Origin of the sequence: Nocardiopsis sp. MT53 (genome assembly GCF_019598965.1) — a bacterium.
GTDB classification, from domain to species: domain Bacteria; phylum Actinomycetota; class Actinomycetes; order Streptosporangiales; family Streptosporangiaceae; genus Nocardiopsis; species Nocardiopsis changdeensis.
The window spans coordinates 2,935,493-2,948,240 of record NZ_CP080599.1 but is presented as its reverse complement, the minus strand read 5'-3'; the positions used below and the strand labels follow the sequence as shown (position 1 = coordinate 2,948,240).

Here is a 12,748-nt window from a genome sequence, read left to right as displayed (position 1 = left end):
CCGGGTCGGCGTCTCCCACACCCCGCTCACCTTCCATTAAGAGAAGCCGAGCACCCCGGAGGAGCGCGCCGTCCGGCGCGGGCACTGGTAGGCCGTCACTGCCGCCGTGGAGGCGGCCCGGCGACCGCGGTCGTCGGCCGGGCCCGCCCTAGGAGCGGCGGGCGAGCAGGACGATGCCGCCGATGAGCAGGACGGCCACCGCCCCGCCGCCCACGAGGAAGGGCACCGCGCTCCCCCGCCCGCCGGTGTCCTCGGCCGCTTCCCCGGCGGACTCCGACGGGGAGGCGGACGCGCTCTCCTCCTCGGCCTGCCCGGACCGGTAGCGCTCCTCCAGCGGGATGCGCCAGACCGGGGCGTTCAGGCCCTCGGTCCCGGCCATGAGCTCCGTACCGTCGGGGGTGAAGGCGATGGACTCGCCCTGGTCGGACTCGGGCAGGTCGAACCCGCCCAGCGACCTGCCCGGCACCCCGTCGGTGGAGTCGTAGACCGTCGCGCCCCAGTAGGTGCGGATCACGTAGCGGGTGCCGTCCGGGCCGAACGCGGCGTCGGTGGCGAACAGCGGCGCCGAGTCGATCCGCTCCAGGGTGTTGACCCCCTCGGGGTCGATCTCCTCCGGCGCGGCGTACAGCCCGCCCGAGAACTCCTTGGACACCACGTACAGCCGCCCGTCGCGCGGGTCGATCATCATCGACTCGGCGTCGCGGCCCCCGTCCGCGTAGGAGAAGGTCAGCACCGTCGGCTCGACGACGGCGTCCGCCAGCACCTCCGGCTCGGCGAACCGGTACACCCGCACCTCGGTCCAGCCCCCGCCGAAGTTGTCGCCGATGTCGCCGATATGGACGGCGGGCTCCCCGTCGGGCCCGGGGGCGACGGAGACGGCCTCCCAGTCGCGCCGTTCCAGGGCCAGGGTGAGGGTGGCGAGCGTGTTCCCCTCCTCGTCCACCGCGTACACCTCGCTGAGGTGCTCTCCGCTGTCGTTGTGGGTCCACCACACACCCTCGTGCCGCAGCGAGGGGGCCAGGCCGCTGGACTCCGAGATCCGCGGGTCCTGGAAGGTGAAGGCGACCTCCGACCCCTCCGGCCCCTCTCCGCCGCGCGGGTAGTCGGGCCCGGTGCCCCCGTCGGGGACCGTCGGCTCCGCCAGGGCGGGCGCCGGGAGGAACACGGACAGCGCGGCCAGGGCGCACACGAGCGGTCGTCTCATGACGGACATCCTGCCAGGGGGCGCGGATTCGGGCGCGCAGCCGGGACGGCTTTTGCGGACCGGGATGAACGGGCACATTCGGCATACGGAGTGCCGTGAGGAGTACCCATGAGGATCGTCGCCTGCCTGAACGGGGACCGCCGTCCCGGAGCGCACCCCGCCCTTCCCGTCTCCGTGGACCAGCTGCTGGCCGACGCCCACGCCGCGGTGGCCGCGGGGGCGACCGACCTGCACATCCACCCGCGCGACCGGAGCGGCGCCGAATCGCTGGAGCCGCAGGCGGTCGGCCCGCTCATGGAGCGGTTGCGCGCCGAGGGACCCGGCGTCCCGGTGTCGCTCACCACGGCCCTGTCAGCCGAGTCCGACCCCTGGCGGCGCTACGACCTGGTGCAGCGCTGGGCGTCGTCGGCGCTGCCCGACGCGGTGACGGTGAACCTGCACGAGGCGGGGTCGGTGGACCTGATCCACCTGCTGGAGGACCGCCGCGTGGCCGTGGAGGCGGGGCTGTGGACGGTGGACGCCGCCCGCATCCTCGTCGCCACGCAGGTGCCGGTGGCGGCGGTGCTGGTGGAGCCCACCCAGGTGGCGGTGGAGGACGCCCGGCGCAACGCGCGGTCGATCCTGTCGCTGCTGGAGCGGGCCGGGGTGGAGGCGCCGCGGCTGCTGCACGGCTCGGACGCGACCGCCTGGCCGATGCTGGAGGACGCCCTGGAGGTCGGGGCGGACGTCCGGATCGGCCTGGAGGACACCATGCGGATGCCGGACGGGTCGGAGGCGGAGGACAACGCGGCGCTGGTCGCGCACGCGGTGCGGCTGGCGTCCGCGGCCGCCTGAGGCGGGCCGCGGCGGCCGGTCCGGCCGGCTCAGTCCAGGAGGGCGCCAACCAGCACGATCAGCATGATGGCGCCGAGCACCACGGGCAGCAGCCACCGCTGTTTGTGGTTGTTGGTGAGCATGCTCATGCCGTGCTCCGCTCTGGCGGTCGTCCCGGGTCGGTTTTCCAGCCTAACGCCCAGGTCCGGGCGGTTCGGTAGCGGTCCTCCCGTCCGGGCCTGCTCTCGACGAGGTGCACGTCGCGGGCGGGCCAGGGCGCTTGCGGGCCGTTCCCCAGCTCGGAGAGCAGGCCGGTGAGGTCCCGGGGCGGGCGGCTGCGGGCGACGGTGAGATGCGGCACGTAGATGCGGTCCTCGCCGGGAAGGCCGGCGGCGGACGCCGCGGCGCGCAGGTCGGCGCTCAGGGCGGCGAGGGCGCCGGTGTCGCCGCCGACCCCGGCCCACAGGACGGCGGCCCGGTCGCGGTGGGGGTGGGGGAAGACGCCCCAGCCGTCGACGGTGAGGTCGAAGGGGTCGTGTTCACCGACCGCCGCGCCCAGTGCTCCGGTGAGGCCTGGCAGCAGGTCGTCGGGGACCTCGCCGAGGAAGGCGAGGGTGAGGTGCCACCCGTCCGGCCGGGTCCAGTGCAGGTCGGGGGTGTGGCGCAGGCCCGGTTCGCGGGCGCCGAGGACGGCGTCGACGACCGCGGCGGGCGGTGTCAGTGCGACGAACAGTCTCATGCGGGCATCCTCGCATCCACCACGATCCCGCCCGGACAGGGCGGGCCAGGTCCTGTCCTTTGGACGTCGGCCTGTTCCGCGGGGGGCGGTGAGGCGCAGACGGGGGTTCGGAAGGACCAGAGGAGACGTCCGAGGAACGAGGACGGCCTGTAGTGCCGAGGGTCCCCGCCCTCGAGAGGCACCGGATCCCTGCCCGACCAATCGGAGTACAACCGCCACGTGCGCGCTCTGGCTCGGCCCTGCTCACCGCCGCGATGTGGCTGGCCCGCCAGACCCCGACCTGGTGGGAGAACCTGCGGTTGATGGATGACACCCCCGTGCGCTGCGGCGCTTCGCGTACCACGGTCGCCCGGTCCGGACCGGGCGAGATCGCCGGGTACGGCATGGACAAGTCGCACCACGCCTTCTACCGGGGCGCCGAGCCCATACTCATCACCACCGGTGACGGGGCGGTGTGCGCGTTCAGCCTGACCCGTCCCAAGGAGTTGGACGAGCGCAAGCAGACCCTGCACCTGCTCCACGTCCAATCTCCTGCGCCCGGTCCGTGCCCGATCGTGTGCGACGAGGGTTTCGCCGGGGCCGGGCTCGGGGCCGCCGCGGCGAAGCCGGATCACCCGCTCATCCGTCCGGTACGCGGGGACGAGCCCGAGCCCGGGGTGGAGGTGTTCCCGTTCTGGTCGCGGCAGCGGATCGAGGCCGTCATTCGGACAGCGCATCTGCGCGCTCAACGCCGCGATCCGGCACAACTGTTTGGTGGATGCCCCGGTCAAGCGGTCATTAATCGCTTACGACCACTGACCAGGACACCACACCCCCATCAACGATCTAGCGCTCGGTGCCCCTGTCGGGACCGACGCCGGGCCCGCCCCTGGCCCTCGGGGCAACCGCCCCCCGGGGGCCAGGGCGGCGAGCCCCTCCCCTCACCAGCAGAGCGGCGGCGCTCGGCACCATCAGAGGCTGCGCCAGCCGGTCGATCTCATCCACCTCCGAGAGCAGTTTCCGCTTCTCGCGGGCGCTGAAGGCGTCGTTGCGGACGATGGACGACCGCATCCCTTCCTGGGTCGCCTTGAACAGGCCGGCCTGTGTCTCACCGAGAGGCAGTCCGCGTTCGACGGTGAGCCGCTCCACGGCGGGCATCCCTCCCGACGGGGTGTTCGATATGCCGCCCCGTTGGAAGAACACCACTCCGACCCCGCTCGGCCGCCCCGCGTCGATCGCCCGGGCCGCGCGCTCGACGCCCTCGTAACACTCCCGGTGGATCTCCGGTTCCACGTAGCGACCGACACCGTACTTCTCCATCGCCGCCACGTACCGGTGCAGTCCGCCCTGGAGGCTCACGGCCTCGGGGACTCCCATGAGCGCGGTGTTGAGGCGGTACCCCCGCTCTCCAAAACGCTCCAGGATGTTCTCGAACTCGTCCGGACCGCGAAGCGCGGACTCGATGACCACATCGTTCCGGCGATCGGGGTGATGAGCGTATTCCTGGGCCTTGTTCCACCAGGAGAGCCCATCACTCCACAACAGCGCTCCGGCTTTCTCCGGGGCGGACCTTCGAAGCATCGTGTAGTTCGGGTGGTGCGGGTTGAAGTCGTCCATGTTGATGTGGAGCGCGCCGCCGCGCCGGTCGAAGGCGTAGCGCACCAGGTCGGTCACACTGCTCTTCCCGGACCCGGTCGCCCCGCCGACGACGACCAGGTGCGGGGCGGACTGGACCGCGGCACCTTCGAGATGAAACGGCACGATCTCGTCCAGGAAGATCCTCTGGTTGTCCGCTTCGCTGAGGCGCACCCTGTCGAACTCTTCGGGGGATATGTCCGGCAGGGCTAACCCCCGTAGCCCTTGATGATCTCCAGGCATTCGGCCCTCAGGCGGACGGAACCCTCCGTGTCGGAGATCCGGAGCCCACGAAGCTCCTGCGCAAGCCGGGCCTTCTGCTCGTCGATCCTCCGGATGACGTCGTCCCGGGGGGCCTCGGACCTCCTTTCGTCATGCGCCATGGCCGAGAGCACCCCGACGGCGTCCCGCACCATGTCCTTCAGGAGGTCGTACTCGAGTTCCCGCTCGGCATCCCACGTCGCGTTCCGGAGATCAGAGATCGGAGACGCGTCCTCATCGGGATCCATGCGCACACCCCATCGGTCGGTCGGCGGGAACACCGGTCCGGTTCCCTCGACGAAGAGGGTGCCACCGGAACCCGCACCGGGCAAGGGCGGGGAGCCGCCGCGCTCCTTCGTGGAATCCTCGGCTCACCGCTCCCAACGGACCGTCGAGGTCTCCCCCGGCCCGGCCCCCAGTTCACCGCTCCGTGCCAGCAGCGCCACCGGGGCCCGGTCCGCGCGCCGCGGCGAGCCGTCCGGGTGCGGCCGGGGCACCGGCCGCGCCTTCCTCGACGGCGGCGACGGCCGTGGCGGCGGACACCGGTCCGCCGGGGTCCGGCTCCTCCGCGGGCGCCGCGACCGGTGCCCCGCGGCGGCGGCGCGGCAGCAGGTCGCGCACGCGCACGCCCTTGACCCGGAAGAGCGGCACGGCGAGCACCGCGACCACGAGCATCGTGAACGTGCCGCCGATGACCATGCTGGTCTGCGGCCCGAAGGCGTCGGCGAGGAAGCCCACCACCGGGGCGCCGATCGGGGCCACGCCCATGAACACCAGCAGGAACATGCTCATGACGCGCCCCCGCATGTGCGGTTCCACGGTGAGCTGGAAGGTGGCGTTGAGCGTCGTCACGTAGGTCATGAAGGCGATACCCATGGGCACCAGCACCACCACGAACGCCGCGTAGGCCGGCATCAGCCCGGCGGCGACCTGGCCGGCGCCGAACACCATCGACCCGACCAGGATGAGGCGCAGCCGCGGGCGCTCGCGGCGCGCCGCCAGCAGCGCGCCGATGAGGGCTCCCACGGCCAGGCAGGCGGCGGCCACGCCGAACGCGGCGGCCCCCGTCTCGAAGACGTTGTTGACCATCAGGGCGATCTGGGTCTGCCCGTTGGCGCCGAAGAACTGCGTGCACGCGGCCAGCAGGAGCAGCAGCACGAGGTCCCGGCGCCCGCTCACGTAGGCGAGGCCCTCGCGGATCTGCCCCTTGCCCCGCGGCACCGGCTCGGTGGGGTTGAGCTCGGCGGTGCGGATGAGCAGCAGCGCCACGATGGTGAACCCGAACGAGGCCCCGTTGATGAGGAAGACCGGCCCGCTGCCGATCCAGGCGATGAGCAGCCCGGCGACGGCCGGCCCGGTGACCCGGCCGAGCTGGAAGCTGGCGCTGTTGAGGGCGATCGCGTTGGTCAGCAGGTCGCGGTCGACCATCTCGGGGACGAAGGCCTGGCGTCCGGGGTTGTCGAGCACCGTGACCAGCCCGAGCCCGAAGGCGAACAGGTACACGTGCCAGACCTGGGCGGCCCCCAGGGTGGCCAGCACGCCGAGGGCGACGGCGAGCAGGCCCATGGTGCTCTGGGTGAACACCAGCAGGCGGCGCTTGTCCAGCCGGTCCACCAGGGCCCCGCCCCACAGCCCGAGGAACAGCATGGGCAGGAACTGGAGCGCCGTGGTCATCCCGAGTGCGATGCCGCTGCCGCCGCTGAGCTGGAGGACCAGCCAGTCCTGGGCGATGCGCTGCATCCAGGTGCCGGGGTTGGAGAGCAGTTGGCCGAGCGCGTACAGGCGGTAGTTGCGCACGGACAGTGAGCGGAACATGGCGATACGCCGCATCAGTCCCTCCCCGGGGAGAGGAGAAGGACTGATGCGGTCATCGGAGCGTTCCGGGCGAGAAAAGGTAAACGGCGTTGACTCATCACTCGGGTCAACGCCGTTCACGGTGGCGGGAATTCCCGCCGTGCGGGGTGGTGCGCCTCGTCAGCCGATCAGCATGTAGATCGGGTGCTCTGCGAAGTGGATCAGGAACACGACCGAGATGATCCACATCAGCGGGTGGACCTGGCGGCCCTTGCCCTCGACCAGGCGGACGAAGGTGAAGACGATGAACGCCATCCCGATGCCGTTGGCGATCGAGTAGGTGAACGGCATGATCACGATCGCGAAGAACGAGGCCAGGCCCACGGCCGGGTCCATGAAGTCGATCTTGCCGACCGGCACCATCATCATGAAGCCGACGATGACCAGGACCGGGGTGGCGGCCTCGAACGGCACGATGGTGACCAGCGGCGCGAAGAAGGTCGCGACGATCATCATCAGACCGGTGACGATCGGGGCGATGCCGGTGCGGGCGCCTTCGGCGACGCCCGCCGCGGACTCGGCGTACACGGTGGCGATCGAGGAGGAGGTCAGACCGCCGAAGATGGTGCCGAAGGAGTCGACGGCCAGGACCTCGCGGGTCTTGGGCAGGTTGCCGTTCTCGTCGGTCAGGCCGGCCTGGTGGGCGACACCCACCATGGTGCCCATGGTGTCGAAGAAGTCGGCCAGCATGAGCGTGAACAGCAGCATGACGACGGTCGCGATGCCCACGTCGGCCCAGCGGCCGCTGAGGCCGCCCTCGGCGAACAGGCCGATCAGGGAGAAGTCCGGCAGGGCGACGATGTCGCCGACGGAGGTCGGCAGGGCCGGGATCGGGCCCAGCTTCTCGGCTCCGGCCAGCTGCCAGGCGAGGACCCGCTCGCCCGCCAGCGTCTGGGCGGCGATCGCCAGGACGGTGGAGACGATGATGCCCAGCAGCATCGCGCCGCGGACCTTGCGGACGTACAGGCCGATGGTGACCAGGAGGCCGATGACGAAGATCAGCAGCGGCAGGGTGGTGAGGCCGTTGTTGCCCAGGCTGACGATGGTGCCGCCGCCCCCGCCCACGAAGCCGGCGTTGACCATGCCGATCATCGTGAGGAACAGGCCCACGCCGACGCCGATGGCGATCTTGAGGCCGCCGGGGATGGCGGCGAAGACCGCGGTGCGGAATCCGGTCAGCACCAGGATCGTGAGGATGATGCCTTCCAGGATGAGCAGCAGGAAGACGTCGGCCCAGGTCATCATCGGGGCGATGGTGTAGGCCACGACCGCGTTGAGCCCCATGCCCGCGGCGAGCGCGAACGGGTAGCGGCTGACGAAGCCCATGAGGATGCTGCTGATGGCCGCGACCAGGGCGGTCACCGCGACCAGCTGGGGGATGCCGAGCTGGTCGCCGTTGACGTCCGCGGCGTTGCCGAGGATCAGCGGGTTGAGGACGATGATGTAGGCCATGGCGAAGAAGGTCGCCAGACCGCCGCGGATCTCGGTGCCGAGCGTGGAACCGCGCTCGGAGATGTGGAAGAAGCGGTCGAGGGGTCCGCTGGGACCCTTCGTAACGGGGGATTTGCTTGTAGCGCTCACGATGTCAGCCTGACCTGGTCGTGTTACCGGACAACTAGGATTCTGGGCCAGATTAGTTGCATCTTCATACAACGTCCGACACGTCTTCCACACGGGTTTCGTAGAAAACACCATCTGCCCGGATGATCCGGTGGTCGGATGTGACGAAGGTTTCCCTGATCAGCGCGCGCACCGCCACCGCTCCGTGGAGCGGCCGGGGGTGTACGGCTAGCCTGGAGGCGTGCGCAAACCCCGACAGCCGGATCCCGAAGTCCACGAGAGCGACTACCGCGTCCCCGCGGCGCTCGGCACCCTCGCCTGGGCGGTCGCGCTGGTCGTCCTGCTGTTCATGGGCGACGCGCTCCCCGAGTCCGAGCGCTGGTGGATCTGGGTGTGCGCGACCGGCATGGGCCTGGGGGTCTTCGGGTTCCTCTACATCCCCCGCCTGCTGCGCAAGCGGTCCGAGGCCTCCGAACGGGGCGCGGGCCGCGACCGGCCCGCCGCCTGACCCGGCACCGCGCACGGCCCGCCCCGAACGCCCTGGTGGGTCGGGTGGCCGATAATGAACGGGTGCCAGAGACAGCCTTCCCGCGCGGACTCGCCGAACGACTGCGCGCCATCCTCATCGACGCCGACTACACGGTGTCCGGCGTCCGCGACCGGTTGGGCGACGCCGCGGCCCGCGCGCTGGCCCGCGAGGAGCTCGTCCCCGCACTGCGCGCCACCGGCGGCGAGGAGCGCCTCGGGCTGCTGCTGCGCCTGTGGTGGCTGCGCACCCCCATCCCCGTCCGCGCGGCCCGCGCCATCCTCCCCGTGGACGAGCTCGCCGAGGCGGGCCTGGTCGCCGTGGACGAACGCGCCGACGGGACCGTCGTGCGCTCCCTGGTCCACCTGGGCCCCTGGGAGCTGGAGGAGGGCCGCCCCGGCTTCGTCGTCTCCGACCCCAAGGTGCGCCCCGGCGGCGGGGAGGTGCCCCGGCCCGACCACGTGGTGGGCGCGGGCGGCGCCTCCGCCACCCTGTCCCGGCTGATCGTGGACGGCCCGGTCGAGCGCGCCCTCGACGTGGGCACCGGCTGCGGCGTGCAGGCCCTGCACCTGGCCTCGCGCTCCCGGGAGATCACCGCCACCGACCTCAACCCGCGCGCCCTGCGGATGGCCGCGATCAGCCTGGCCCTGTCCGGGGTCCACGACGTCCGCCTGCTCCCGGGGTCGCTGTACGAGCCGGTCGCGGGCGAGCGGTTCGACCTGATCGTGTCCAACCCGCCGTTCGTCATCACGCCCGACGCCTCCCGCTACACCTACCGGGAGTCCGACCTGCCGGGCGACACGGTCTGCGCGGAGCTGGTGCGCCGGGCGCCCGCCCACCTCACCGAGGGCGGCTGGTGCCAGATCCTGGCCAACTGGGTGCACTCCGACGGCGACGACTGGGAAGACCGCGTCGGCGGCTGGGTCACCGGGACCGGCTGCTCGGGCTGGGTGGTCCAGCGCGACGTGCAGGACCCCGCGGAGTACGTGGAGCTGTGGCTGCGCGACTCCTGCGAGCACGGCACCCCCGAGTACACCCGCCGCTACGACGCCTGGCTGGACTACTTCGAGCGCGAGGGCATCAAGGGCATCGGGTTCGGGTGGATCAGCCTGCGCAACGACGTCGCCCAGGACGCGACCGTGCGTGTGGAGGAGCTGCGCCACGACATCGAGCAGCCGGTGGGCCCCTACCTCCCGTCCGTGGTGGACGGGGCGATGACGGCGCACCGGCTGACCGACGCCGCGCTGCTGTCGGCGCACGTGGCGCTGGCCCCGGGCGTGGTGGAGGAGCGCATCGGCGTCCCCGGCGCCCCGGACCCGGAGAAGATCGTGCTGCGCCAGCGCGGCGGGCTCCACCGGGTGGCCCGGGTGGGCACCGTGGAGGCCGCGCTGGCCGGGGTCTGCGACGGGACGATGCCGGTGGGCCCGCTGCTGGACGCCATCGCCCAGCTCATCAACGAGGACCCCGGGCGGGTGCGCGAGCGGGTGCCCGAAGCCCTGCGGACGCTCATCTCGGAGGGCTTCTTCACCGTCACCCGCTGACCGGGCGCCGCCCGCCCGCCACCGCCCCGGTGCCCCCGCCCGGGTCCTACTCGGGGGCGTCCCCGGGCGCCTCGTCCGGCGCCTGGGTGTAGAACCCGATGGTCCGCTCCGCCGAGGCGCGCACCGCCTCCGGGTCCGCCCCGGCGGCCAGGTGCGCGGCCTCCCAGGCGCGGGCGCTCGACTCCATGAAGCGGATCGCCTCGGGCGAGGTGCCCCACTCCTCGAGCTCCGCGGGGATGTCGGACCCGGTCTCCAGGTGCAGGCTCAGGCCCAGGACGGACAGGTCCCAGCCCACGCCCACCGCGCCCGGGCCGAACCGCTCCCAGAACTCGCTCAGCGGGGCCACGTGCGCCAGCTCGAACCGGGTGCGCTCCCTGCCGCCCTCCGCGGGCAGCGGGGTCAGCGTGACGTGGACGTCGCTGCGCGCGCCGCCGAACTCCCAGCTGATGTGGAACGACTCGGGCGGGTCGCAGGCCAGCACGGTGCCGCTCGCGTTGCCCTCCACCTGGTACGCGCCGCCGAGTTCCAGGTCCCCGCTGACCGGGGCGAACCAGCGCGGGAGGCGTTCGGGGTTGGTGCAGGCGTCCCAGAGGTCGTCGACGCCGGTGGTGTAGTCGCGGGAGATGGTGACGGTGCTCTCGTCCCCCTCCCCGCTGATGGCGACCGTGCGCCCGACCTCGTCGATCCGCCGCTGAACATCCATGGTCCACTCCCCTGTCGGGTCGGTTGCCGGTCCGGCGTCGTCCGGACCGGGTCACCGCGAACGCCGTCCGTCCTCCTCGTCCGCGGAGGCGCGGCGCTCGCGGGCGCCTCTGGCGAGTTCGGTCTCCAGCGCCATCAGGTGCGGCTCCCAGCGTGCGGCGAAGCGCCGCAGCCAGGCGTCGACGTCGCGCAGGGGCGCGGCGTCCACGGCGTACAGCCGCCGGTTGCCGTCCCTGCGCACGGTGGCGAAGCCGTTCTCACGCAGCACCCGCAGGTGCTGGGAGACGGCCGGCTGCGAGATGCCGAACTCGGCCCGGACGACCTCCGTCAGCTCGCCGGAGGCGCGCTCACCCTCGTTGAGCAGCTCCAGCAGACGCCGCCGTACGGGGTCGCCCAGGACGTCGAAGGCGTGCATGGGACCACCATATAAGCATCAGGCTATATAAGCCAAGGCTGATCTAGTTGTGTCGTGGAATCCTCGGAGGTCAGCCGTTGAAGACGATCTCTCCCGCGCCGACCTCGGCGTCGCCCTCGACGAGCCGGAAGCCCGGCGTGTCCGGGTGGGCGGCGACCTCGTCGTCGCACTCCAGGCCGATGCGGTGCGTCTCCCCCGGCGGGAACTCGCGCAGCTCCACCGGGAGCTGCGCGTAGCACGTCGTGGACTGCTCCTGGTACTCGAACTCGACGGTGGGGCGGTAGCCCGAGAAGAACGAGGTGCTCCGGCCGCCGTCCTCGGAGGTGGCCATGGTGAGCTCCACCGTGATCTGCCGGCCGGGCTCGAAGGTCTGCTCACTGCCCGCGGGCGGGGCGCCTTCCTCGACTCCGCCGTTGCCCGGGGAGGAGCCCGGGTCGTCGGAGGAGCAGCCCGCCACCGCGACGAGGGCGGCGGCCGCGAACAGGGCGATGGGGATCGTGCGCATGGAGGGGTCCTGTCGGTTCGGATGTCGGCGGGGTTCGTTACGCCAGGGAGGACGCACCGGATCGTGCCCCGGTTCCTTCCAGGCCTCGATGAGAAGTACAGCGGGTACGGCGCCCGGGGGCAAACCGGGGGGCACCACTTCCATGCGCTAACGTGCTCGGCATGGCCCGAATCTCCGAACTCGTCCATTACCCGGTCAAGGGGTGCGCGGGGATCTCCCTGGACACCGCGGAACTCACCCCGGCCGGGATCCGCCACGACCGCTCCTTCATGGTCGTGGACGACTCGGGCGGCTTCCGCAGCCAGCGCGTGGACCCGCGGATGGCCCGCATCCTCCCCGAGGCGGGCGAGGGCACGCTGCGGCTGTCGTTCGACGGGGTCGAGCCACTGGAGCTGGAGGTCGACCCCGACGGCCCCCGCCTCGACGTCACCCTGCACAGGCAGCCGTTCGTCGGCGTCGACCAGGGCGCGTCCGCCGCCGCCTGGCTGACCGAGGTGCTCGGCGCCCCCAGCCGCCTGGTCCGGGTGCCCGCGGAGCACGGCCGGGAGACCGGCGGGCTCACCCCGGGCACCAGCGGCTTCGCCGACAGCACCGCCGTGCTCATGGCCTCGGCCTCCTCGCTGGACCTGCTCAACGCGCGCATCCTGGAGCGCGGCGCCGAACCCGTGCCGATCCGCCGGTTCCGCCCCAACATCGTGGTGTCCGGCTGGGCCGAGCCGCACACCGAGGACCTCGTCCGCGCCGTGCGCCTGGGCACGGCCGAGCTGGGCTACGCCAAGGTGTGCATCCGCTGCGCGGTCACCACCGTGGACCAGGAGACGGGGGAGAAGCGCGGCCCGGAGCCGCTGCGCACCCTGGCCGGGTACCGGCGGGCCGACGGGGGCGGCGTCTCCTTCGGCGCCAAGTTCGCCGTCACCCGGCCGGGCGTGCTGGCCGTCGGCGACGAGCTGGAGGTCACCGCCTGGGGCGAGGCCGAACTCGGCCTGGGCGACCGGCTGGCCGCCGTGCTCTAAC

At 72.1% G+C, this 12,748-nt stretch carries 13 protein-coding genes; 4 read left to right on the top strand and 9 right to left on the bottom strand.

Translation table 11 applies throughout. The features are described from left to right. Positions 1–148 precede the first annotated feature (148 nt). Entirely contained in the window at positions 149–1,204 is a 1,056-nt protein-coding gene (locus K1J57_RS13170; RefSeq protein ID WP_220564720.1) for a hypothetical protein, read from the bottom strand. Positions 1,205–1,312: 108 nt separating this feature from the next. Between K1J57_RS13170 and K1J57_RS13165 the strand changes: the two genes are divergently transcribed. Then, on the top strand, positions 1,313–2,038 hold the full coding sequence (locus K1J57_RS13165; protein ID WP_220564719.1) for a 3-keto-5-aminohexanoate cleavage protein: 726 nt from the start codon (positions 1,313–1,315) through the stop codon (positions 2,036–2,038). A 124-nt stretch (positions 2,039–2,162) separates the two neighbouring features. Here the strand turns inward: K1J57_RS13165 and thpR are convergent, their stop codons facing one another. The 5 genes from thpR to K1J57_RS13140 form a co-directional block, all read right to left on the bottom strand. Further along, positions 2,163–2,756, bottom strand: a complete 594-nt coding sequence (gene thpR, locus K1J57_RS13160) for an RNA 2',3'-cyclic phosphodiesterase (RefSeq protein ID WP_220564718.1) — start codon at positions 2,754–2,756, stop codon at positions 2,163–2,165. A gap of 825 nt (positions 2,757–3,581) precedes the next feature. After that, a complete protein-coding gene (locus K1J57_RS13155) occupies positions 3,582–4,544 on the bottom strand; it encodes a zeta toxin family protein (RefSeq protein WP_220564717.1) in 963 nt (320 codons plus the stop codon). Positions 4,545–4,579: 35 nt separating this feature from the next. Beyond that, the gene (locus K1J57_RS13150) at positions 4,580–4,879 is read right to left on the bottom strand and encodes a hypothetical protein (protein WP_220564716.1); all 300 of its coding nucleotides are present in this window, start codon (positions 4,877–4,879) and stop codon (positions 4,580–4,582) included. Positions 4,880–5,051: 172 nt separating this feature from the next. Then, positions 5,052–6,461 carry an MFS transporter gene (locus K1J57_RS13145; RefSeq protein WP_220564715.1) on the bottom strand — a complete coding sequence of 470 codons (1,410 nt, stop codon included), beginning with the start codon at positions 6,459–6,461 and terminating at the stop codon, positions 5,052–5,054. Between the two features lie 144 nt (positions 6,462–6,605). Then, on the bottom strand, positions 6,606–8,066 hold the full coding sequence (locus tag K1J57_RS13140; protein WP_370634653.1) for an NCS2 family permease: 1,461 nt from the start codon (positions 8,064–8,066) through the stop codon (positions 6,606–6,608). A gap of 220 nt (positions 8,067–8,286) precedes the next feature. On the opposite strand from K1J57_RS13140, the gene K1J57_RS13135 reads away from it, so the two are divergent. Together K1J57_RS13135 and K1J57_RS13130 are read left to right on the top strand one after the other, a co-directional pair. Beyond that, the gene (locus tag K1J57_RS13135; RefSeq protein WP_220564713.1) at positions 8,287–8,553 is read left to right on the top strand and encodes a DUF2530 domain-containing protein; all 267 of its coding nucleotides are present in this window, start codon (positions 8,287–8,289) and stop codon (positions 8,551–8,553) included. 62 nt (positions 8,554–8,615) lie between these two features. Continuing rightward, positions 8,616–10,112: a class I SAM-dependent methyltransferase gene (locus K1J57_RS13130; RefSeq protein ID WP_220564712.1), complete on the top strand. Its 1,497-nt coding sequence runs from the start codon at positions 8,616–8,618 to the stop codon at positions 10,110–10,112. Positions 10,113–10,158: 46 nt separating this feature from the next. Here the strand turns inward: K1J57_RS13130 and K1J57_RS13125 are convergent, their stop codons facing one another. The 3 genes from K1J57_RS13125 to K1J57_RS13115 form a co-directional block, all read right to left on the bottom strand. Then, a complete protein-coding gene (locus K1J57_RS13125) occupies positions 10,159–10,815 on the bottom strand; it encodes an SRPBCC family protein (protein WP_220564711.1) in 657 nt (218 codons plus the stop codon). A 51-nt stretch (positions 10,816–10,866) separates the two neighbouring features. Then, positions 10,867–11,229, bottom strand: coding sequence for a helix-turn-helix transcriptional regulator (locus tag K1J57_RS13120; protein ID WP_220564710.1), 363 nt, complete (start codon positions 11,227–11,229; stop codon positions 10,867–10,869). A 70-nt stretch (positions 11,230–11,299) separates the two neighbouring features. Further along, positions 11,300–11,734 carry a hypothetical protein gene (locus K1J57_RS13115; RefSeq protein WP_220564709.1) on the bottom strand — a complete coding sequence of 145 codons (435 nt, stop codon included), beginning with the start codon at positions 11,732–11,734 and terminating at the stop codon, positions 11,300–11,302. 161 nt (positions 11,735–11,895) lie between these two features. On the opposite strand from K1J57_RS13115, the gene K1J57_RS13110 reads away from it, so the two are divergent. Next, entirely contained in the window at positions 11,896–12,747 is an 852-nt protein-coding gene (locus tag K1J57_RS13110) for an MOSC domain-containing protein (protein ID WP_220564708.1), read from the top strand. Position 12,748: the final 1 nt, after the last annotated feature.

Coding starts and splice junctions, on each gene's coding strand:
- K1J57_RS13170 (WP_220564720.1), bottom strand. CDS start 1,204: ATGAGACGACCGCTCGTGTGCGCCCTGGCCGCGCTGTCCGTGTTCCTC.
- K1J57_RS13125 (WP_220564711.1), bottom strand. CDS start 10,815: ATGGATGTTCAGCGGCGGATCGACGAGGTCGGGCGCACGGTCGCCATC.
- thpR (WP_220564718.1), bottom strand. CDS start 2,756: ATGAGACTGTTCGTCGCACTGACACCGCCCGCCGCGGTCGTCGACGCC.
- K1J57_RS13120 (WP_220564710.1), bottom strand. CDS start 11,229: ATGCACGCCTTCGACGTCCTGGGCGACCCCGTACGGCGGCGTCTGCTG.
- K1J57_RS13150 (WP_220564716.1), bottom strand. CDS start 4,879: ATGGATCCCGATGAGGACGCGTCTCCGATCTCTGATCTCCGGAACGCG.
- K1J57_RS13165 (WP_220564719.1), top strand. CDS start 1,313: ATGAGGATCGTCGCCTGCCTGAACGGGGACCGCCGTCCCGGAGCGCAC.
- K1J57_RS13145 (WP_220564715.1), bottom strand. CDS start 6,461: ATGCGGCGTATCGCCATGTTCCGCTCACTGTCCGTGCGCAACTACCGC.
- K1J57_RS13110 (WP_220564708.1), top strand. CDS start 11,896: ATGGCCCGAATCTCCGAACTCGTCCATTACCCGGTCAAGGGGTGCGCG.
- K1J57_RS13115 (WP_220564709.1), bottom strand. CDS start 11,734: ATGCGCACGATCCCCATCGCCCTGTTCGCGGCCGCCGCCCTCGTCGCG.